The 20807-nt window shown below is 35.1% G+C and carries 25 protein-coding genes, 1 tRNA gene and 1 pseudogene; 18 read left to right on the top strand and 9 right to left on the bottom strand.

The features are described from left to right. Positions 1 to 163 precede the first annotated feature (163 nt). The 6 genes from LCY76_RS16555 (at position 164) to LCY76_RS16530 (ending at position 6153) form a co-directional block, all read left to right on the top strand. Complete coding sequence (locus LCY76_RS16555) at positions 164 to 1480, top strand: spore germination protein (RefSeq protein ID WP_248253536.1); 1317 nt, start codon at positions 164 to 166, stop codon at positions 1478 to 1480. Continuing rightward, the gene (locus tag LCY76_RS16550) at positions 1477 to 2559 is read left to right on the top strand and encodes a GerAB/ArcD/ProY family transporter (protein WP_248253535.1); all 1083 of its coding nucleotides are present in this window, start codon (positions 1477 to 1479) and stop codon (positions 2557 to 2559) included. The genes LCY76_RS16555 and LCY76_RS16550 overlap by 4 nt, the downstream gene beginning before the upstream one ends. Beyond that, on the top strand, positions 2546 to 3604 hold the full coding sequence (locus LCY76_RS16545; RefSeq protein WP_248253534.1) for a Ger(x)C family spore germination protein: 1059 nt from the start codon (positions 2546 to 2548) through the stop codon (positions 3602 to 3604). Before LCY76_RS16550 ends, LCY76_RS16545 begins: the two co-directional genes overlap by 14 nt. A gap of 856 nt (positions 3605 to 4460) precedes the next feature. Further along, positions 4461 to 4766 carry a DUF3784 domain-containing protein gene (locus LCY76_RS16540; RefSeq protein ID WP_248253533.1) on the top strand — a complete coding sequence of 102 codons (306 nt, stop codon included), beginning with the start codon at positions 4461 to 4463 and terminating at the stop codon, positions 4764 to 4766. A gap of 310 nt (positions 4767 to 5076) precedes the next feature. Continuing rightward, positions 5077 to 5850, top strand: coding sequence for a hypothetical protein (locus LCY76_RS16535; RefSeq protein WP_248253532.1), 774 nt, complete (start codon positions 5077 to 5079; stop codon positions 5848 to 5850). Positions 5851 to 5874: 24 nt separating this feature from the next. Beyond that, a complete protein-coding gene (locus LCY76_RS16530) occupies positions 5875 to 6153 on the top strand; it encodes a hypothetical protein (RefSeq protein WP_248253531.1) in 279 nt (92 codons plus the stop codon). Positions 6154 to 6239: 86 nt separating this feature from the next. On the opposite strand, the gene LCY76_RS16525 is transcribed toward LCY76_RS16530, so the two are convergent. Continuing rightward, complete coding sequence (locus LCY76_RS16525; protein ID WP_248253530.1) at positions 6240 to 6500, bottom strand: hypothetical protein; 261 nt, start codon at positions 6498 to 6500, stop codon at positions 6240 to 6242. A gap of 121 nt (positions 6501 to 6621) precedes the next feature. On the opposite strand from LCY76_RS16525, the gene LCY76_RS16520 reads away from it, so the two are divergent. After that, entirely contained in the window at positions 6622 to 6807 is a 186-nt protein-coding gene (locus LCY76_RS16520) for a hypothetical protein (protein WP_248253529.1), read from the top strand. A gap of 124 nt (positions 6808 to 6931) precedes the next feature. Here the strand turns inward: LCY76_RS16520 and LCY76_RS16515 are convergent, their stop codons facing one another. Together LCY76_RS16515 and LCY76_RS16510 are read right to left on the bottom strand one after the other, a co-directional pair. After that, on the bottom strand, positions 6932 to 7117 hold the full coding sequence (locus LCY76_RS16515; RefSeq protein ID WP_248253528.1) for a hypothetical protein: 186 nt from the start codon (positions 7115 to 7117) through the stop codon (positions 6932 to 6934). Between the two features lie 76 nt (positions 7118 to 7193). Continuing rightward, positions 7194 to 7643: a hypothetical protein gene (locus LCY76_RS16510; RefSeq protein ID WP_248253527.1), complete on the bottom strand. Its 450-nt coding sequence runs from the start codon at positions 7641 to 7643 to the stop codon at positions 7194 to 7196. Between the two features lie 654 nt (positions 7644 to 8297). Between LCY76_RS16510 and LCY76_RS16505 the strand changes: the two genes are divergently transcribed. Then, a complete protein-coding gene (locus LCY76_RS16505) occupies positions 8298 to 8717 on the top strand; it encodes a winged helix-turn-helix domain-containing protein (RefSeq protein ID WP_248253526.1) in 420 nt (139 codons plus the stop codon). 189 nt (positions 8718 to 8906) lie between these two features. Here LCY76_RS16505 and LCY76_RS16500 read toward each other — a convergent pair whose 3' ends face one another. Next, positions 8907 to 9233 carry a hypothetical protein gene (locus LCY76_RS16500; RefSeq protein WP_248253525.1) on the bottom strand — a complete coding sequence of 109 codons (327 nt, stop codon included), beginning with the start codon at positions 9231 to 9233 and terminating at the stop codon, positions 8907 to 8909. Between the two features lie 11 nt (positions 9234 to 9244). Further along, the gene (locus LCY76_RS16495) at positions 9245 to 10114 is read right to left on the bottom strand and encodes a hypothetical protein (protein ID WP_248253524.1); all 870 of its coding nucleotides are present in this window, start codon (positions 10112 to 10114) and stop codon (positions 9245 to 9247) included. Positions 10115 to 10466: 352 nt separating this feature from the next. Here LCY76_RS16495 and LCY76_RS16490 point away from each other — a divergent pair, with 352 nt between their 5' ends. Next, a complete protein-coding gene (locus LCY76_RS16490; RefSeq protein ID WP_248253523.1) occupies positions 10467 to 11306 on the top strand; it encodes a tyrosine-type recombinase/integrase in 840 nt (279 codons plus the stop codon). Positions 11307 to 11721: 415 nt separating this feature from the next. Here the strand turns inward: LCY76_RS16490 and LCY76_RS16485 are convergent, their stop codons facing one another. The 3 genes from LCY76_RS16485 to LCY76_RS16475 form a co-directional block, all read right to left on the bottom strand. After that, entirely contained in the window at positions 11722 to 12114 is a 393-nt protein-coding gene (locus LCY76_RS16485) for a hypothetical protein (protein WP_248253522.1), read from the bottom strand. A 229-nt stretch (positions 12115 to 12343) separates the two neighbouring features. After that, on the bottom strand, positions 12344 to 12799 hold the full coding sequence (locus LCY76_RS16480) for a GNAT family N-acetyltransferase (protein WP_248253521.1): 456 nt from the start codon (positions 12797 to 12799) through the stop codon (positions 12344 to 12346). 143 nt (positions 12800 to 12942) lie between these two features. After that, positions 12943 to 13254 (bottom strand): PH domain-containing protein, encoded by a 312-nt coding sequence (locus LCY76_RS16475; protein ID WP_336606282.1) that lies wholly within the window; start codon positions 13252 to 13254, stop codon positions 12943 to 12945. A gap of 91 nt (positions 13255 to 13345) precedes the next feature. Between LCY76_RS16475 and LCY76_RS16470 the strand changes: the two are divergent. The 6 genes and pseudogenes from LCY76_RS16470 to LCY76_RS16445 form a co-directional block, all read left to right on the top strand. After that, positions 13346 to 13606: pseudogene (locus LCY76_RS16470) on the top strand (sigma factor); the annotation flags it as partial. A gap of 399 nt (positions 13607 to 14005) precedes the next feature. Next, positions 14006 to 14782, top strand: a complete 777-nt coding sequence (locus LCY76_RS16465) for a hypothetical protein (RefSeq protein WP_248253519.1) — start codon at positions 14006 to 14008, stop codon at positions 14780 to 14782. Between the two features lie 160 nt (positions 14783 to 14942). Next, on the top strand, positions 14943 to 15203 hold the full coding sequence (locus tag LCY76_RS16460; protein ID WP_419714999.1) for a lipid II flippase family protein: 261 nt from the start codon (positions 14943 to 14945) through the stop codon (positions 15201 to 15203). A gap of 121 nt (positions 15204 to 15324) precedes the next feature. After that, a complete protein-coding gene (locus LCY76_RS16455) occupies positions 15325 to 15498 on the top strand; it encodes a hypothetical protein (RefSeq protein ID WP_248253518.1) in 174 nt (57 codons plus the stop codon). A 757-nt stretch (positions 15499 to 16255) separates the two neighbouring features. Continuing rightward, on the top strand, positions 16256 to 16405 hold the full coding sequence (locus LCY76_RS16450; RefSeq protein ID WP_248253517.1) for a hypothetical protein: 150 nt from the start codon (positions 16256 to 16258) through the stop codon (positions 16403 to 16405). A 377-nt stretch (positions 16406 to 16782) separates the two neighbouring features. Next, positions 16783 to 17220: an alpha/beta fold hydrolase gene (locus LCY76_RS16445; RefSeq protein ID WP_248253516.1), complete on the top strand. Its 438-nt coding sequence runs from the start codon at positions 16783 to 16785 to the stop codon at positions 17218 to 17220. 357 nt (positions 17221 to 17577) lie between these two features. Here LCY76_RS16445 and LCY76_RS16440 read toward each other — a convergent pair. After that, positions 17578 to 17653, bottom strand: a tRNA-Ala gene (locus LCY76_RS16440). A 216-nt stretch (positions 17654 to 17869) separates the two neighbouring features. Between LCY76_RS16440 and LCY76_RS16435 the strand changes: the two genes are divergently transcribed. The 3 genes from LCY76_RS16435 (at position 17870) to LCY76_RS16425 (ending at position 20799) form a co-directional block, all read left to right on the top strand. Continuing rightward, on the top strand, positions 17870 to 18139 hold the full coding sequence (locus LCY76_RS16435) for a hypothetical protein (RefSeq protein WP_248253515.1): 270 nt from the start codon (positions 17870 to 17872) through the stop codon (positions 18137 to 18139). A 12-nt stretch (positions 18140 to 18151) separates the two neighbouring features. Next, positions 18152 to 18490 carry a spore coat protein gene (locus LCY76_RS16430; protein WP_248253514.1) on the top strand — a complete coding sequence of 113 codons (339 nt, stop codon included), beginning with the start codon at positions 18152 to 18154 and terminating at the stop codon, positions 18488 to 18490. 224 nt (positions 18491 to 18714) lie between these two features. Further along, positions 18715 to 20799 (top strand): glycoside hydrolase family 3 protein, encoded by a 2085-nt coding sequence (locus LCY76_RS16425; RefSeq protein ID WP_248253513.1) that lies wholly within the window; start codon positions 18715 to 18717, stop codon positions 20797 to 20799. Positions 20800 to 20807 lie beyond the last annotated feature (8 nt).

Below are 20807 nucleotides of genomic sequence, written 5' to 3'. Positions count from 1 at the left end.
CATTGTTTCATGTTCAACTAACCATTCGCTTTAAGACTTAAATTTCCTTTATAATAGTTCGGTTAAACCATCTGGATATAGCACTAGTTATTCATTCATCGAATAAAAACGCTCCCTATTGCAAATAATTTCTTTAGATTTCAAGTTGTTAAGGGGCAAATTAATGAAGAATATAGTGAAAGAAATTGAATCCAAGTTTTCCAATCACGACGATTTTTTCATCGAAGAAGAACTTGTAGATAAAACAGCAATCTATCTTATTGGATTTAATACGCTAGTTGATTTACCTAAGTCGAAATTATATGTTCAACAAATGGCGGCTTCGTCTACTTCATTAAAAGTACTTTTGACAAACCTTAGTGACCAGATTAACGTTGATACAGCACAAATCATCAAATCCGTATTAGAAGGCAAATTAGTGATCGTTTCAAAAGATGACGAAGAGAATGCCGTGATAGACCCTATCGCCCAAAATCTGAGTAGCAGCATTGAAGAGCCTAAAAATGAAAGTCCCATTCAATCCTCTACGGATGCCTTTGGAGAAGATATTAATATTAACGTTGGGATGATTCGAAAAAGTCTGAATACTGAACGTCTGTGCCATTGTTCCTATCAAGTCGGAGAACTAGAAAAGCGAAAGCTGTCAATGCTCTATGTTAAAGGAAGAGCCCCAAATGACCTTATTGAAAAAGTGAACCAGCAGTTAAATCAAATTAAATCAGATATTGAAACAATTGATGATCTTAATAAGCAATTTGGTCAACGTAGGTTGAGTCCTGTCAGTCATCTATTCGCCACTGAACTTCCGGTTCAAGCCATTCATTCCTTAAAAAAGAACAGAATCGTGCTTTTTTTAGATAATTGTCCCTTCGCGCTTGTTTTTCCCCATCTGGTTTGGGACATGTTAAGTAGTGTAAACGATCGCAATTTCCCTTTTGTACTGTCATTTATGCTTCGACTCTTTAGAGTAATAGGAGTTGTGGCCACGCTGATACTTCCCGCTTTATATGTTGCCTTGGTCTCAGTTAACCCTGAAGTATTTAAAACTGATCTTGCTTTGTTTGTTCTTAAAAGCAGGGAAGGTATTCCTTTATCGGCCTTTCTTGAAACCATTGCAATGGTCGTTTTAGTTGATTTGATACTTGAAGCGATTGTGCGGCTTCCTAAGAGCGTGGGTCCCGCTATTACAATGGTAGGAGGGGTCATATTGGGGCAGGCGGTAGTTGAAGCGAAATTAGTAAGTAATTTGTTGGTCATTGTAATCACCGCTATTGTAATTGCCAGTTCGGCAGTGATCGGAATGCAAAACTCCTTGTACATTCGTTTACTGAAATACCCCATATTAATTTTGGCATCACTTTTCGGTATTTTAGGGGTTTTTACTGGTTTCATTTTCACCATCATATATTTGGCAAGCTTAACATCCAATGATATTCCTTATCTAACGTTTCGTATTGAACAAAAAGGAGACACAAAGTGACGCAGAGGATACAAATTGGAGCAGTTTTCATTATTATACATTTGAGTTTTGGCTATTTGGTCTATCCTAATCTCGTTTATGTATTAACGAAAACAGCTCATTGGGAAGTGGTGATGTGTCAATGTTTTCTGGAATTGGTTTTAATTTGGATTTACATGAAAGGGTTAAATTATTTTCCCGAAAATGATGTCATTGATATTTTTCTTAAAATGGGGAGATGGGCTGTAATCATGTTTCTTACCCCATTTGTAATCCACTTGATTGCGCTAGTTGCCCTCAATATTCGCCTGCATACTGAAGTCATTATTTCGATATTTTTGCCTCGGACCCCTTATTGGTCAATAATGGCACTGTTATTTTTCATTTCGGTATATACAGCTATAAAAGGTTTAGGCACCATTTTACGTTCCTCGATTTTTATATTCTTGATTGTTTTTCCCTTAGTGCTATTTAATATTTTTTCCTCTTTTATAAATTTTGATTTAAATAACGTTACACTTGGTTGGAATTCACCTCCCAAATTCTTGTTAAATAAAAATTTTTGCTATCTTTTAGGATTTTCATCGTTTTTATTTTTGGGATTTATGACTTCCAAAACAAAATTGACGTTCCGCCCTTTTTTTATTGCATGGGTTAGTGTAACGTTATTTTTTCTTTCGGTTGTGTATATACCGTTATATATTTTCGGACAAGAACCGGTTGTGGTCATGACCCACCCTTTTATGGAAGCAATGGATTCAATAGACATTAGCTGGTTTTCGTTCAACCGGCAACCGTTGTTCTTCGGTTTATCGTTGATTGGATTAGTGATATTGGCTAATGCAGTTATACTTTGGATGATCGGACGGATCATGCAGAAAATGTTGAAATGCAGCAAAGGCGAATCCTCATATTGGATTATTGCTTTTTCTGTCATCGCTTTTATTTTCGCGTTATTTATTCCGAACAAAACTTTGATGGAAAAGTGGTTTCTGTATAGTACAGGTGCTCAAGCTTATTTAATGATTATTATTCCATGTACCATTTTTATCTATGGTTTTCTGTCGAAAAGAGGTGTCGTGGGGAATGAAAAAAAATAAACGATATAAACTATTGATCGTATTCATGTCAATAATCTTACTCTGCGGGTGTTGGGATATTAAAGATATAAATAAACGCACCATTCCTTTAGTCCTGGGCATTTCCAAAGAAGATGGTAAAGAGTATAAATTAACATTGCAAATCCCTATACCGAATAAAGACAGCAAAATATCGAGAATTGTAACAGGGAAAGGCGAAACTATAGCAAGTGTGCTTGGACAAATGCGGACAAACTCCGAAGATGCCGTTGATTATTCACAAATACGATTAATCGTCATTCAAAACAATTTGGCACATAACCAACAGGAATTTAAGGGCCTTATAAAATTTTTAATGGATTCAGAAGAAATTCCCTCAAGAGCGTTGGTAGCCATTACAGATGAAAATGTCGAAAATGTGTTATCAAACATAAACGATAAGTTAGGTGTCCATGCTTCCTCTATTTATGATTATTTTAATAAAGGGGCTGGGTGGGCACCTGAGATCTTTAGTACCCCTATTTGGGAAGTGTATCGAAGCCCGTTTTTATATACTAGAGATATCGCCGTTCCGGTTGTTCGTTCCGGAAAAGATACAGTGTTAATCTTTGAGGGCTCCGATATTTTGAAGAAAGGAAAAATAGTGGAAAGAATCAGCCCGGATGAATACCAATTAATTAATGTATTCCAAAACGAAAATAAAAAAGGAAAAGGAAAAATAGAGAGTCTAGGTTTTGCCAGTATTATGATCACAAACAGCTCCATTCAAAATATAACATCAATGAAAGGTAATCAACCGCTGGTGTCAAGCGACTTGAATTTAAAAATACACATTTTAGAAAGAAAAGAAGGAATCACAGATCACATGATTCAAAAAGAACTTGAAAAGATTACTGAAAAGCGGTTTTATCATATACTTAAGCAAACACAAAGAAGCCATACAGATATTTTTGGGTTTGGCCAACAATTTCATCATCTGATTTCTTACCATGAATTAAAAGACTGGAGGAATGAATATTATCCCAAACTGAGAGTGGATTTTGAGGTCCATGCTAATATGGAGTAATGATATGTATTTCGGATACTCTTCAAAAAAATTCGTTCTATTTATAAAAATATTTTTCGCAGCCTAAGAAAAAGAATCTGATTTCGGCGACTTTTCGGAAACTTGCTCCAAACTAGATCCTAAAACAAAAATAAAAACCCTTGTATACCAAGGGTTTGAATGATTATGTATGGTGGAGACTAGCGGGATCGAACCGCTGACCTTTTGGCTGCCAGAGGAAATCTTGAAACAAAACTGAGGTAATTCAGATCCACTAAGATTAAATAAGTCTTATTTAATAAGGTTTTTTAGAAATTCGGATAAATGTCAGTCAATCTAAACCAATAGAATAAATTACGTCTGTGCACTATTTTGTGCATTGAATTTTATTTAAATTAACTTACGCTTTCAGCAGATGGGAAATCATTAACTGTTACTTTAAAAACTACATTAACTACTCTTGATGGTGGATTAAAACTAAAAGCATCTCCTAATCTTGATGTTATGACCTTAAAGACAATGCAATTTCCTTTACTGACGCTACTGTAACTACTAACTAATCTTTTAATGAAAACCCCCTTTTTAGGTTTTTTTTTTTATAAAAATCATAATTCTAATATTTGCTAAGAGGATGTTGTATTACCAAATGTTAGTAAACACAATTGAAATGATAACCGATAAGAAGGTTGGTTTTACCCCCCTTTTTTACTCCCAACAGTATAGCAGAGATGGAGTCAAATAAATATGTGAAGTAGGAAAAAGAAGTATTTTTTAAACGCTACCTAGATAATTTGGTTTAAAACATTAAAAACATATATGTTAAAAAATAGAAAATATTGATATGATTATTAAAAGGGCTTTAAAAGGGGGGAGTAACATGAATTTTATTAAATTCATCTTTATTATTTTAAGTTTACTCTTTTTTTTAGTTGCATATTTAATTTGGAAAAAACAAAGATTATCTTTACTTGCTGGATACACGGAGGGTTCAGTTAGCGATGAAGATAAACAAAGGTTTGCAAAAGTAAATGGAATGATGTTCGTAATCTACGGAATTCTGTTGTTTTTATATGCTTTTATTTATACAAAAGTTAACTTTTATGTAGTGTTTGTTGGCTTCATCATTCTTTGCTTTATACACATTGCTGTTGCAAATATAAAATTTAAAAATAAGAATTTTTAAGTTGAAAACACCCTGGTATCAATAATGATACCAGGGTGTTTTATTTTATCCTACAAGCAAGGTATTAACAAGTTTTAATATGACCTTATCACATTTTGTCCAATAATCCCATTTGTTGACCATAGCCAAGACAGGTATTCGTAGCATACCGTTATTTGTGTAATTACTTAAGTAAAATATTACTATTTTTGTAATTTAATGTTTTAACAAGACGAGCCAGAGTAAACACATCACTGTTGAATTTACAAAATAATACATAATTAGAACCATCAAGCGAATTGTATATTCAATAAAATTCCATCTTGGAGGATTGGTATATGATGAAAAAGGGTATCAAAGCAGGTGTAGGAACAGCGATATTATCTATTGGTTTTTTTTTCTCCTATTGGATCGTATTCTGCTTCAGCAGTCGAGGGGCCTTTTTGATGGATCTGATGAACCGCCTAGCACCCAATGCTATGATTGTGTGGCAAGTGAAATTAGCGGTAATCTATTGCCGGATGAAGGACAGGTTACAAAGTATCTAGGTATTGCTAGAAAGATATCTCCTTTTATTAGGGCCAATTCTGCAGGTGAAGCATATGTAACTGGTACTGCTTCACAAATGGGATTGACAAATGATGAGTATGATCGAGTGGTAAAATCCATCAATGATTCAAATAGTTATGTTATACGTGGTTTTTTAACAAGAGAACATGATAATTCAGGTGTTTATACCTCCTATATTACAAATCAAAGTTTTACTGATTACTTTTTACAAGTTCTTGAGATGGAGAAAAAAGCAAACGGAGGAACTCCACAGTACGCCGATGGAACAACGAAATGGTGGGGATATGCGATAAAATACAGCAATGCTGAAACTGAAATGTACGTAGATTACATGACATTAGGGCTGGAAGGAACGACATTTGCAGCAGCAGTAGCAGCGGCAGCCGGTGTCTCAATAAAATCACATCATATTGCAGCCGCAATTTTGGCTGGAACAGGTTTTACTGCAACTTATATATCCCAAAAAAATGAAGGAAAAGGTGTTACGATTGGGATAACGTGGGCAGGTGTCCCAGTCGTCTATGCAAATAAATAAGAATTTGAAGAGGGAGGGAATGGAATGCAAAAGAATCGCAAGGTGAAAAATCCTTTCCAATTAACATTAACGTTCATTATTTTCGCCGGAACACTCATTACAAATATTGTTGATTTATCTCAGCAAATTGAAAAGACTTTATTAATCATCTTTTTGCTTTTAAGTCTCTCCCTCATAATTGATGCACTTGTACGCCGCAAACACTATTTAAAGTTTACTGGACAAGGAAATTTGAATATCCTGATTGCTGGTGTAGCAGGAGCTAGTCTTATAATGATTTCACAACTCATGAAACTATATTAATGTTTGGAACTAGCCACTCCTTCTCGGTGTGGCTTTTTATATGTGGTAAAGGAGACTCAAAATAGTGAGAAGAAATAAAAATGAAGCTATTTTAATTTGGTTAATAAATGTTGTGCCTTAGAACAATCTTCTTCCTTAACATAAAATTCGTACAAAGTTGGAGTCTTGTAATCATGTGCCACAAAATCTCTGCCTGGCGTAGAACTGTGGTTAGAAAGATTTTTTGCTCTGAAGGGTATATTATTGTTTTTTAGTACATTTACAGCCGCAAAATAAACTTCCTTGCTAGTGGCAATATAAGCTAAACATTTCTTTCTACTCATAAATTGCCTTTTCAAAAATGACACATGATCCCTCCTTACCATTTATGGAGTTACAGAAGTTCTAAAATTATCGTAATTTAAAGATATAGTAAAATGTTGGAATGAAGATGAATAACAAAAGGCAAATTGTTGCAGAGGTGGATTTATGGATACTTTTGACTGCGTTTTTTGGGCGATTTATTGGATTGGTGTAATTATTTGGTCACTTAAAAATAAGGAAAAAGCTAAAGCTGAATTGCTTCAGATAAAAAATAATTGGAAAAAAGGTATTGTTATATTATTTCTCATTTTATTGCCATTCTTAGCTATGGTTTTAACTTTATATTTTTAATAGTTTGTTTCCTTATTCAACTATGGGGTGTTTTTATTGAATAACGATTACAGCCATTCCATTACGAAGCGGCTGTATTTATCGTTAAATAGGTATTTGTTTAGTTTTATTTCTACAAATTATTTTAACCTTTGAGATTACCTACAGCCTTGTTGTGTTCAATCACACCCCAAATTAATCCAATAGAGATGATAAAATCCGTAGGTTGTAAAGAATGAAACAAAAAAAGCACCAGATGAAGAACAACGGCGGTTACTATTATTGTATAAATGTTAATTTTTTTTGGATATAATTCAGCACTTTTTTTCAATAAATACCCTCCTCAAAATGGTATGCTTCATTTTATTTCTGAGTTGAAGTTATTTACAAACTGAAGTATCTATAAACTATTTACTTAATAATATTAACTTTCGTGTTTTAACATCGTATATTTTATAACTAATTTCAAACATATGGTCTTTTGTAACTGTCACCTTACAATAATAAGGAATTGACTTTCCATAAGCATCAAGTACAGGAATATCTCTGAAGGTAAATATTTCACCTGAATCGAGTATTCTAAAGCTCGCTTCAGAAGAACGATCTGTTGAATCTATTTCTATAACACATTTCCCTCTGGCGACATCATATTCCTTTAGAGCCATATATTTTAGGCTTGGGAGAGTAATGGCTAAAAATAAAACACCAAGTAACAAGATTCCAAAGCTTTTACCTACATTCAATATTGTATAATCTTTATTACTATACATAGCAATAAAGGTAAACATTGCCGCTAAAACAAACAAGACTCCAAGTATGAGTATAAAATAAAACAAGAAAATTTCTTGATTTCCCAATCTAAATCCCTCTTTTAGCTTAATCAAAACTTGATTTATTTTGTATAATTTATACGACTTAATTGTAAAGAAGGTTTCACATTGTTGTACTAAAATGCCTCGTTTGCTGAATAAGCTAATTCAAATATAATAGCATAGAAAATGAATATAACCTTATCTTATTTAAAAGCAACAATCCTTACAAAAAGAGCCTTTGCTAAAGAGCAACTTAGACATGGGACGGAATATCTACAAGGGAAATATCCTTCGCGTTTTAATGTTCTAGATTTATAAAATGATAAACCTTTCTTTATTCCGGATCGAAGATGAATGGGGAAAATACTGGCATTCTGTTGATTACTACATATTCTGTTTGCATTGAATGTACCAGTGTATTACCGAAAGAAACAAGATCATCATAGTGACAGTATTTTTACTAATGCTATTTCTAACGGGCTGTTGATTTTTGAAAGTGATGATATAACTAAGAAGCAGCAAAAAGAGGCTTTATTCAACATATTTTGAGCTAATTAATGGGGCTCTCTTAATTTCCTAAATACTTTACTTCAGCCGGAACACCTATTTATAAACAAGAATTAGGTGACTTAAGGTGAGGGGACCATACAAATTCAGCTCACTAATTCATTGGTGATATAGTCATGGAGGTTATTTTAAGTGCAAGAAGTGTTAAATTCTCCTGAGTGGAATTTTCTACAAAAATTTGTTCTTCAGCATTACGAAATATTAAAGATAATTAAGAAAAGGGAAGGTTCGAATGGAATTGCTTCTATAAGTGTTCCTGAAATAGCAAGGATCTTGATGGTTTCTCAAACCCAAGCAACAAAGTATATCAGCCGCTTAAAAGAAAATGGATATGTAGAGAAAGTTGACAGAGGAATGTATAGGGTTCTTAAATTTGAAAGTCCGGAGCTACCAGTGTTTAATCACATATTTCAAGTTGTGGCCGATATTATTAATAGACAGCCTGAAGAGCCAGAACCTTTAAAAGTACAAGCTAATAGATTATCTCTAAGTGTTAAAGAATTACAGACCGCGTTAGGTTATATTAGCTATCTAAATTCCTTGTCTAAATAGAGGAGTGGCCCTAACGGCCACTTTTTAAAACAAAGAAACATGTTCGTCTAGAATGTAAGTTCTAACCCCATTGTTTTCTTCGAAGGAAGGAGTACCAAATGAAAAGAAGCTGCCCAAACTTTAGGCAGTTTCTTTTTTGTATGGTGTGATGTTGTTTAAAATTAATGAAATTGATGATGACTGAACGTATTATTTAATTTTATCAATTTGTTGCAAAGATGCTGGACCCTCGCTAAATAACTTGTCAGATTTGTAACTAACTACTATAAAATATCTTTTGTTTTTTTCAATTAAGTTCCAGACATTTTCACTCTTTATAATAACATTACCCTGCCGATTTTTATTCTCAGTATCTTGGACTTGTACTGTGAATTTGTCGCCATTATGCGCTTTCTTTAGTACCCTGGCTGAAAAAGTAGTACTATGATTCGGCTCTTTATTAAATGAATACACTGTGTAACCTGTTAACAAAACCCCAATGGAAATCAATACAATAAACACTTTTTGGAATTTCATAATGTTTACTCCTATTTTGGTTGGTATTTAAATGTCGTCCAATCACCCCGTGTATCCGCTGAAGCAGAACCCTCATAAGTAACACTAAGTGGACCAAAGCCCAAACCAATGCTCCCGAAGGTACCTTTTATATGGGCATAGTTCGCAAATAGTTGATCGGAACCAGAAGGATTATTTGTTGCTTTTGTTTCGATATTCACTCGTCCATACCCTTTAGCTTCACTAATATTATGAATTAGAAAATTGTTTAAGTCAGCATGCCAGCCAATTCCATCACCAGAAGCGTATGCTACTGCTGTGGTATGATCATCCGTTACCCAATCGCTAGAACTTGTCAATTTGTGTTCGTCATGGTTCACTGAAGTTCCGTCAATTGCTCTCCATTTTGTAGACCATGCTACACCGAAAGAATCGGTTAGCCCCCATGCGGGCGCATTTTTCCAATGATAACTTACATATGCTCTTTGCCTTGTCCTACCGTCTTTTGATTTAATATCAAAGGATTTAACAGTATAATCGAAACGACCCTTTGAAATTGTAGCTTGAGTCGACACTCCCCCTGGTATTGGATCTGGACCAGGTTCAAAAATCGGTCCTTGTTTAGCTAGGTACGTTATTTTTCCTGCTAGTGTACTGGTATCATCATCTAAATTATTGTAAATTGTTGTAGTTGCTGAGTTAAATACAATCCCATCTTCAGAAAGTATATCATTTTTCTCGGAATCACTCATATCAGCTATTAAGTCACCTGGAACCCCAATATTCTTTAACTGAGTATTTAAATCCATGGGTGATGTTCCAGCTGCATTAACCGGCGATACATTAACTAATCCTGCGAACACTGAAGTTGCTAAAACTAATGAACATGCTAATTTTTTCATTTTTATCCCCTGTACTTATGTTTTCTAATCTGAATTCATAATTTTTGTAATTATATTTCTTACTGACCTCCTATTTGATTATTAATTATGATTCCTTTTTATGGTAAACCAAATTAGAAAAGAATGATATTGGGAAAATAGGCATAATTATATGTTATTATTTAATGAATATTTATGCCTATTTTCCTAAATGAAGAAAGTTGTTATATGCAATCTGTAATAAAAAGGGAAAAGGGTTAATCTTTTCCTCTTTTTCGCGAGCCAAATCTTGTACACCATTTGAATGATAATTGTTCATCACGTCAATACTAGAATATAGTGTAATTGGTTCTTTAATTGGAGAGTGAGTAAGATGTTATTATCAATTGGATGGGACAAATATCAACTCGATAAAAAAATTGAAGGGTTTTCAGCATTAACATTAAAAACCTATTCCTTTCAGTTCAATATGTTGCTTCGATATTTTGGAGATATTGATGTTAATAGTGTTACAACAGATCAGCTAAAGACCTATTTAATTGAGGAAGGAGAACACTTAAAGCCCTCAAGCTTAGGCCACCGTGTTCGATTCATTCGTTCTTTGTTCAAGTGGGCTTTTGACGAAGGGTTTATTAAGAATAATCCTGCAGCTAAATTAAGGGAACCCAAACTTGGGAAGAGGATTCCTAAATTCCTTACTGAACTTGAAATCGAACATCTCAGGGAATCTTGTGAAAACGCTATGGAAAATGCATTGTTTGAGTTCTTTTACTCCACAGGTTGTCGCATTGGGGAAGTAGTAAAACTTAATCGTGATGATATTAATTTCACAACAAATTCTGTGATTGTTCATGGAAAAGGTGATAAAGAACGTGAGGTATACTTTAATACTCGCTGTTCTTTATGGTTAAAGAGATACCTAGGTTCACGTGATGATCTTTACCCTTGCTTATTTATTACAGAAAGAAGACCCAAAAGAAGAATGAGTATCGATCTAATGAGATTTATAACCCGTATATCAGATCGTACCGGAATTAAGAAGAGAATTCATCCACACCAGTTGCGTCACAGCTATGCCACTCATATGATGAATAACGGAGCGCCACTTGAGGTAATTCAGAGTTTACTTGGCCATGAGAAAAGCGAAACAACAAAGGTGTATGCACAATTTAGTGGCAAGTTAAGACATGATTTATATAGTAAATATTTTTAAAAGTAATAGCACAATAAAGTATACAAAACCTCGTTTATAAATGAGGAGGTTTTTTGATGTAATCTTACTTGTATTCTTATTTACTCTGAAGGATTGAACGGTATCTTTCTAGAATACAATTTAGGAAAAAATATTATGTTCTTATTCAACAAATGTAGCAGTTTTGTTGAAGAGAAGTGTTAACTTGTGTTCAACAAATGGGTGCGTTAGCTGAAGATTGAAGCTGTCTATAAGGCAGCTTTTTCTTATGGAACTAAAGGGGCAGGTTAATTTAAGTGTAATTATTCACAATCTGTATTTCTAAATGTCCTTTTCCTCCATACAAAAAGACTCCCATCACATGAAAAAGGAGAATGATTTCATTATGAAATCATCCCCTCAAATAGTTTGAAAATGCTTATAGTGATATTACTCCTCAATTACTAGCTAAACGTTTTTCAAATTCAGCCTTAAACAGCAGAATAGCATCAATATTTACAGCAAAATCGTGGTCACTGATATTAAAATTAGTTATAAACTCGTCAGACTTCTCACGAACCATAATTGTCGGAAGGTTATTGTCTCCAATAGTTTCCAGAGTTACACCACTTCCATAAATATACCAGTTAGTTTCAGTAGGCTTATTTGCTGCATTTTTAGATAAATCATTTTTTATTATTTCGCATAAATTATCCATAAAATCTTCATAAAGATTAATGATTTTTCCATGCTCACCATCAACTGATATATCAGCATCTCCATACCAAATATTCCTGCTTGCTCGCCTTCCTTCATTTGAAGTGTATGTTTCATCATACAAAATCTTCATTTTCATTACCCTCCGTAAAATAAAATTACCTTTACACTATTTTACAACAATTAAAATTTTAAGCAAACTTGCTGTTAGTCTCACTAACTTGTAAGAGTCAGCAAGCTTCTTCTTTGTATAGACAGCGAACATTGTGAATAAATGCACTTAAACTAACGGGTGCTTTTGTTGAATAACGAATACAGCCGTTTCGTAATGGAATGGCTGTATTTGTTATGTTATTTCTTTGTTAAATCTTTTTTTTCATCACAATATCCGTTTCTATATATCCTAATTTCTCATATAAACCTCGTGCTGTCTGGTTGTGACCAAAGACGTGAAGTCCTATACTTTTTAAACCTAATTTCTTTGCTACGATTTCTACTTCTTTCATCGCTTTTTTTCCATAACCACGACCTTGATTACCTTCCCAGACGTTTATGTCATAAATAAATCCTTTTTCATTAGACCGTTGAGCCAGCCAAACCATACCCACTTCTTGTTCTTCATCTCGAATAATGTATAAGTTATTATTAGTGGTCTTTTCTCCGTCTGGTAATAGTTTTTCAAATTCTTGAGTTGCTTTACTAAATGCCTCTAGTTCATTCCAATTGCCAGCCTTAACATGTTCGTCTGCATAATTTTTAATAGCATAACTGAGATATCTTTGAAACTCATCTGATTTCATTTCTTCTAATCTAACCAATTTTTTACCCCCCTAGCTAATAATTAGAAATTAAAAACCAACTACCCTTGGCTTTAGCTGAATAAGCTCCTGTATATATAATACCGTAAAAAGTAAATTTAATATTATCTTTTTAACAGCAACAATACTTACGAAAAGAGCCTTTATAATTTAGCCTGAATTGCTTTCCGCAGGTTATCTAAATGTTCTTCAGGGATGTTACGAATCGTACGTTTGCTGGACCCGATGATTCCATTTATCTCCAAATACAGAATGCCGAGATTCGTCAATGCTATACCGACCGGATCAGGTGCTAGATCAAAATCAATACTCTTGATGTTATTATAGGGAATGGCTTCGGTCTGTGCTCCGCCAAAGAACCCCATCTTCATGGAAACAAGATATAGATTGCTGTCTGCAACCACAATAAAACCTGTTTTGGTTAACTTGGAGTCGTCTACCGTAAAGTAATGAATGGTTTCCGTCCCTTCATGTCTTTTCGAAGGGCTTTGAATGCGTATTCATAATGGAGAAGTTCTGTTTTGGGCATGTCCTTCATAGCACCTTTCATTTCCGCAGCCCCTTTCTGAAAATGAAGAGAAAGAATACTTAAGGCTAATGGCCAAGGGGGGATCAGGAGGCCAGAAGCAAACTGATCGAACATAACTTGCGTTTGGTTGCACATATCGTAAAGAAATTTGAGAATACAGGGGAAGATACGGTAGATCTGATTTCCATTGGAACCATTGGACTCATCAAAGCAATTGAAATTTATTCAAGGGGAAAGGCACAAAGTTAGCAACTTACGCGGCAAGTTGTATAGAAAATGGATTCTAATGTCATTAGCACTACAAAGGATATGTTTTATTAGCATCACAATATATTGTTAAAAATAATTCAAGATCTTTACTTACTCTACAGGAAAAACTTAATTCATTACGAGACATGGAAAGTGAAAAAGAGATCATTAATATTGTAAGTTTATATGAAGATAACAAGAAGATTTAAGTTAAATTAAATAAGATAGCGAAGAAAAATAATCAATATAACGATGTCCTTTATATCATCATGGGTAACTTGTACAATGAAAGAGGTAATGATCAAAAAGCATCATATTATTACAATAAATTTTTAACCATGAACCCTAATGATTTAGATTTTTGGTTTTCTCTTAAGTCTCAGGTATTTGCTAAAGTACAGTCATTCCATAAAGAGTAGGTGGCGATTTTGTTAATTAAAAGAGGGTTAATTTGTTTCGTTTTAGTTGTAATTCTTATAGGAGCATATGTCCTTTTTTTTGTTAATGCACAAAACTTAGATATCAAACAAAAGCTTACCAATGGGGTATTGTATTATAATGATGAAAATAAAAAATATGAAATACCAACCAAGCAGGCAATATCCAGTGCAGAAAAAGTTGCTTTATCTATTGGACTTGTACCTGAAGGAAAAGTACCAATATATCTGAAAGATAATAGTTCTTTTGAAAAAATCTATAATTCCAACATGATTGGGGCATATTACGACGCTAAAAAAAATAATATCTCTGTTTTAGTGAAAGAGGGACAGATACCTATTGATTTTAAGAATAGAATAGCTCATGAATATGGGTATTTCATTTTCATTTCTCGACTTAAAAGTCAAAATGTTTCGGCTTCAGATTTTCCAAGATGGTTTCATGAAGGTTTAGCCAGTTATATAGCAAAAAATGAAGAATTTAAGAAAGATAAAATTAATTTTCCGTTTATTGAATTTAATAATCTAAGAACAGCTGAACAGTTTGAGAAGCAAACTAGAAGACCGGGAGACCCATTTATACAGAGCCAATTTGCGATTGAACAGATTATTGACGCAGGAGGAAAAATGGCGGTAATACATATTGTAGAAAAAATAAAACAAGGTATGAATTTTAACAAGGCATTACGGGAAACAACTCATTTAAACGAACAACAATTCAAGCAAACGATTGTAAAAAGGATAACCGAATATAGTAAAAGTAAATAAAAAATTGGTTCCAAAAGGGAGAATCCTCCTCCCTTTTAGACCGTAGACAAACTCCTTTCAATTTATATTGAAAAGGGGTTTGTCCTGTTTTTTTCCATTAGTTTAGGTATGAAGCCGGACATCGACCAAATGCCGAAATGGCTATACAAGATATTTATAAATACGCTTCGAACCAAAAGATTATGCACAAGCAGCTTTAATGTCATCTGGCATTATTAACGGTATTGCAACCATCCATTTAACATTGTTTATTGATCCAAAAGCATCAGTTCTAACTGACAGAGTGGTTAAGAAAGAAAGTAAGTATGTTTTTCTAAAAAGTTACTCGTTAACAATGATATGTTCAAAATTTATAGGTACATTAGTACTTATCTTTATACCTGCTGCATATTATGTTGCTTGGTTTGCTAAATGGATATAAAAAGTATATTCAACAATCGGGCCAGATTGTTGAATAAGGGATTGCTTTACAAAATTAAATTTGAAATAATTGGAATTAAATATCTAATCAAATCTTATTGAATTAGGAGTTATTACAATTAGTGGGTGTGGGGGAAGATTTGGTGCAAATAATCTTATTTATTCTACTTGGAATGATTGTGGCCTACGCGTTAGTTTTAGCAGCAAGTAATTTTGGTTTAATTCTTCTCGGTGGGGCGACATTTGGTGTTTTGTTATATATTGCTATCCATATTAGTAAAAAACAAGGTAAGTAGAGTCCAAGTTTAAGATCCTTAAAGCTGTTCATGTAGCTTTTTCTTAAGCTAAAGTAGCAGGATTGTGGAATAAGGAAACTTTTTGATATATATAAAATTGGGAGCGTCATCTATGGATAAAATACCATCAATTTATATTAAAACAATAAAGAAAGATATAATGTTGCATATGGCGATCTTGGTTATTACCATCTTTACAGCATTTTTATGGCTGGGTTTCCCTTTATATTTTTTTAGTAATACGATCCCTTTCGCTACACCCTTTCTATTCCCGTTAATTTCTGCATTATTATTTTCGATAGGATTTGTTTATACAAATAATAACGTAGCAAAGGAAATACATCAGATTAAAAATTACCGAAGCGTTTTCCAATGGACATTATATTTCCAGTTATGGATTATTATAATTTCATTTTCTCTCATTTTTATAGGATATATCGTTATTTTGTATCTAAATACAACATCCTCCTTTTTCAACTAACGGGTGCATTTCTTCAAGAAGGAGAAGTGCACTTTTTCTTGAAAAAAAGGCGTAGTCAAATCTCTTATATTAGGAGGAATAATAACCTTGGATAAATTTAAGATATTCTCCTTTAAAAAGAATGATTAATTAATTTTACTAAGTTTCTAATGTTTTTACTGATATATGTAAAGTAGCAGTACACTAATAAAGTAATAAGGTTTACTTCAGTAAAATAAGGTATATTATATTTGTTGAATAGATTCTCTTTAAAGATAAGAAAAGTAGGTGAACAAAGTGGGGAAATATCAATTGGATTACAAAGGTCAGGTAGCTGTGACAAAGTTTCATGAAAAACACACGCCTGCCAAATTTGATAAAAAGAAGCAACTTGAAAAAATACGTGCGGAGTATTTGAAAAAGAAGCAAAAACAAACAGATAAATAATAAGAAAAACATAGGAAGATTAAATTCTCCCTATGTTTTTCTTATTCGAAATTTTTTTCAATATCTTCTGCAATCGGGTGCATTTCTCTAAAAAGGAAATCTGCGCTTTTTTATTGAACTTATTATACAAACGGGCAGGATTGTTGAATAAGAGATGGAATTTTCCATTAGAACTCGAATCTTAAAAAGGGCTGTTATATGGGCTTGAGGACATTGATTAATTCAATAGAATTGCAGTAAAAGGTGATATTCTTTTCTTTAATTAAGCATTATAGAATGGGTAAAATCTGATTAAATATTTTGAAAGGGTGAGTATAGTATTTTATCAACTAGTGATTTTAAATCTAAGAATGGAAAAATAAACTGGTTTCATGTCAGTGGCAAATAAAAACCTCTACAATAAGATTTTATTACTTCAAAAAGAATCTACTTCAATTGCCAATGTTTATGAAAAACTGTGGGAACTTGTTGACACCGAAACAGTTGATTTGTTGTTATTTGAAAACCAGGAAATCGCAAAAATAAATAGAAATTTATGGGGAGAAAGTAATTTAATTAACACTGGACTAATGATGAACGTCCTTGAAAACACCCCTTGTAACCTTCCATTACAATACCGTCTTAAGGACATAAAACAACCTACTTTAATAATTACAGGCGTTTTTGACCGTAATACTGGAGTTAATATCTCTAAAATAATTCATAGAGAATTAACTAACAGTACATTAGAATTATTCAATAATAGTGCCCATTTCCCGGATTTAGAAGAAACAGAAAAATTTATAAACGTAGTATTAGAGTTTTTGAAGTCGTAATGCTTTCATTATTAAGCTAACGAAGGCTAATAATGTAGATAGCCATATAAACGAACTAAACCTATGATGTTGTCTATTTGCTTTGAAGTGAATTCCTTGCACAGCAACCTCCCGCAGTGTAACAAAGTTTTGTTAATAAATGATATATAAAGGCACCTCAATTATCTCGGGCAAGAGTAGATAATTGAGGTGCCTTTTTTGTATTTTAACCGGAAATACCGCGATATACCTGCCCTTTAGTTAACTAAAGGTGAACCAAATGTGAACCTATGTGAAGAAACAATTTTATTTTATAAAAATTTGCTCTTTATCAAAAACAAAACCCTTGATTTCTCAAGGGTTTTTGACTGATATGTATGGTGGAGACTAGCGGGATCGAACCGCTGACCTTTTGGCTGCCAGCCAAACGCTCTCCCAGCTGAGCTAAGCCCCCACGATGGTTGTTGCTGACAAGGAAAATTATATAACAGAAGTAGAAAGAAAAGCAAGCCTCTTTATTAAAAATTCTTTCAATGAGATTTTCAAAACGGGATGAGCCTTAACAGGGCTCATCTTTTCAAGTTCTATAAATTTACCAACTTATTGGCATACTTTCTCAAAAAGATGGAAAGCTAACATGGTAAATCAAGGAATAAAGGAGGACATACGTATGCAACAGCAGCAACCGAATCAGGGACAGAACCAGCAGCAGATGTATCAACAGCCGCCGAATGTGATCACAGGGAAAGACTTTAACTACTTAACCGACATGCTTTCATGGAATTTGCTTGGATTTAAGAAGGCGCATTTTGCAGCGAGCCAGTGTCAGGACCAGCAGGTGAGTGCGGCGCTTGAGAAGGCGTGCCACATGCACGAAAAGCATTATCAGCAAATCTTGCAGAAACTTCAATCCGGCGGAAGCCAGAATATGAATCAATAGGGGGAACGGAAGATGAATAACAATCAGAACAAAATTCAAAATCCGGAGTCTCAGGTGCCGAAAACGCCTCAGATGAATGACCGGGATTTCCTGAATGACATTCTTTCCTATGAAAAGTACATGACCGCTTCGTATTCAACAGCCATGAATGAAGCGAGCCATGACGCGCTCTATCAGGAGATTCATTCGATTTTTGATGAGACGAAAAACATACAGCGTGAACTCTATGAGCTTATGTTCCAAAAAGGCTGGTATGCGCTGACGCCGGAACAGCCGCAGAAGCTGCAGCAGGCTGCCCAGCAGTTTACCGGGTACATGTCCCAGTTTCCTCATAACCCACCCATGCAATAAAGACAAAGTTATTAAAAGCTGTGGAGCTCCTTCCACAGCTTTTTTCCTTTATAAGGATTTATTACCACTCTTTTGTGAATAAAGTTAACTGGTATAGACAACTAGAACTATATGGCAGAAAACCTTCCTGGGCCTATTGCTTTGTTTTCGCCTGAGTCGAAAGGAAACGACAAATTCCTCCAGAAAGAAGTATCGTTCATAAAACTAAAGGAGGATAACATGCAATGAAGAAAAGACTAGCGTTTTTATATGCGATGGCCTGTATGCTCGTCGTTGCTTCGTTCCTTGGAACGGTTCCAAAGCAGGCAGCTGCAGAAAGCCATCCTGATCAAAAAGACTTGATCATCTCCAGCAACATTCCACAGGCGTTAAAGGAGGTTAATGGTGATCAAATCCAACTTCATGCTCTTCATGTGTATAAAGTGGACGGCCATTTCATGGAGACGGAAGCTTTGAGATGGTGGTCGGCAAATCCGCGGGTTGCCACTGTAGACCCAAGAGGCCTTGTAACCCTTAAAGGCCACAGCGGCGACACTCGCATTTTTGTGACGGATGGACGAAAGATCGACCATACACAAATCTCCGTGAAAGACCATAAAGGAACAAAGACAGCTGTAATCCAAAAGCAAAAAGGGAAAAAGTACAATGTGATTCCGGCAGCCATCAAACAGATGAGTATGGAAGAAAAAGTCGGTCAGATGCTGATGCCAGACTTCCGAACGTTTAATGGCAAGAACGTAACAGAGGTCACACCAGAGATTAAAGCACTCGTGAAGAAATATCATCTAGGCGGCATCATCTTGTTCCGTGAAAATGTTGTAACGACAGAACAGACAACCAAACTTGTGGCCGATTATCAGGAAGCTTCTGAAAAGAACGGATTGCTTATTTCGATTGACCAAGAGGGTGGTATTGTTACCCGCCTTCAAAGCGGAACAGATTTTCCTGGAAACATGGCACTTGGTGCAACAAGATCTCCTGAGTTAGCTGAAAAGGTAGGGAAAGCGATTGGTGAAGAACTAAACGCGCTTGGGATCAACTTTAATCTTTCACCTTCGCTTGATGTAAACAACAATCAGGACAACCCTGTAATTGGAACTCGTTCCTTTGGAGAAGATCCTCAGCTTGTTACAGATTTAGGAACTGCTTACATCAAAGGTTTGCAGTCCACAAACACCGCGGGTGCAGCAAAACATTTCCCGGGCCATGGGGACACAGCAGTTGATTCCCATATCGGCCTTCCGGAAGTACCCTATGACTTGGAGCGCTTGAAAAAAGTAGAGCTGTTTCCTTTCCAAAAAGCGATGGATGCTGGGGTGGACGCAATCATGACTGCTCATGTGACGTTCCCAAAAGTCGATCCATCCACTGCTATTTCCAAGAAAGACGGCAGCACGATTGCCATCCCAGCCACACTTTCCCATAAAGTGCTGACAGAACTGATGAGAGAGGACATGGGCTATAAAGGTGTCATTACAACCGACGCGATGAACATGCAGGCGATCTCTGACAACTTCGGACCTGTAGACTCAGCCATCCGAGCGGTAAACGCCGGAACAGATATAGTACTCATGCCTGTTGGTCTTGAGGCCGTAGCGAATGGTTTATATGATGCGGTCCATAAAGGTGAAATTACACAGGAACGCTTGAACCAGTCTGTTGAACGGCTTCTTACATTGAAAGTGAAACGCAGCATCTTTAAAGCTGAAAAACCTGCAGATGTAAACAAGCTCATTGAAAATGCCCAACAAGTCGTCGGTTCCCCTGCACATAAACAGATCGAAAAGGAAACAGCAGAAAAGTCGATTACACTCATTAAAAACCAAAATACTCTTCCATTGAGTACGGATGCGGGTGCTCCAGTGGTCGTGATCGGCAACACGTATGTAGAAGATTTGGCTGCTCAAGTGAAACGACTTTATCCAAACAGTGTCATGATTAAAGCTGCAGGCCCATTAACGGCTGATCAGCTTCAAACGGTAAAATCAGCAAAAGCGGTCATCGTTGGAACGTACACATCTTCTGTAGCAGGACGAGCTCCTGACAGTGCCCAAATGAAAATGGTGAATCAAGTGAACAGGGAAAGTGACAAACCAGTCATTGCGGTCGGTATCCGAAATCCATATGACATTATGTCGTTTCCTGATGTAGATGCGTATCTCGCACAATACAGCTTCCGAACAGCAAGCTTTGCAGCAGTGGCGGATACGATTTTCGGCAAGAACAATCCGTCGGGAAAGCTGCCAGTAACCATCTATAACAGCAACAAAGAAACATTGTATCCATACGGGCACGGACTATCTTATTAAGGGGTGAA

The organism is Fictibacillus marinisediminis (genome assembly GCF_023149135.1).
Classification (GTDB): Bacteria; Bacillota; Bacilli; order Bacillales; family Fictibacillaceae; genus Fictibacillus_C; species Fictibacillus_C marinisediminis.
The sequence above is the reverse complement of the archived record's forward strand: the minus strand, read 5'-3'. Positions and strand labels throughout refer to the sequence as shown.

Excerpts from the sequence above, each read along its gene's own strand:
- LCY76_RS16555 (WP_248253536.1), top strand. The coding sequence starts at position 164 with ATGAAGAATATAGTGAAAGAAATTGAATCCAAGTTTTCCAATCACGAC.
- LCY76_RS16490 (WP_248253523.1), top strand. The coding sequence starts at position 10,467 with ATGTTATTATCAATTGGATGGGACAAATATCAACTCGATAAAAAAATT.
- LCY76_RS16435 (WP_248253515.1), top strand. The coding sequence starts at position 17,870 with ATGCAACAGCAGCAACCGAATCAGGGACAGAACCAGCAGCAGATGTAT.
- LCY76_RS16495 (WP_248253524.1), bottom strand. The coding sequence starts at position 10,114 with ATGAAAAAATTAGCATGTTCATTAGTTTTAGCAACTTCAGTGTTCGCA.
- LCY76_RS16500 (WP_248253525.1), bottom strand. The coding sequence starts at position 9,233 with ATGAAATTCCAAAAAGTGTTTATTGTATTGATTTCCATTGGGGTTTTG.
- LCY76_RS16485 (WP_248253522.1), bottom strand. The coding sequence starts at position 12,114 with ATGAAGATTTTGTATGATGAAACATACACTTCAAATGAAGGAAGGCGA.
- LCY76_RS16430 (WP_248253514.1), top strand. The coding sequence starts at position 18,152 with ATGAATAACAATCAGAACAAAATTCAAAATCCGGAGTCTCAGGTGCCG.
- LCY76_RS16540 (WP_248253533.1), top strand. The coding sequence starts at position 4,461 with ATGAATTTTATTAAATTCATCTTTATTATTTTAAGTTTACTCTTTTTT.
- LCY76_RS16530 (WP_248253531.1), top strand. The coding sequence starts at position 5,875 with ATGCAAAAGAATCGCAAGGTGAAAAATCCTTTCCAATTAACATTAACG.
- LCY76_RS16545 (WP_248253534.1), top strand. The coding sequence starts at position 2,546 with ATGAAAAAAAATAAACGATATAAACTATTGATCGTATTCATGTCAATA.
- LCY76_RS16425 (WP_248253513.1), top strand. The coding sequence starts at position 18,715 with ATGAAGAAAAGACTAGCGTTTTTATATGCGATGGCCTGTATGCTCGTC.
- LCY76_RS16520 (WP_248253529.1), top strand. The coding sequence starts at position 6,622 with ATGGATACTTTTGACTGCGTTTTTTGGGCGATTTATTGGATTGGTGTA.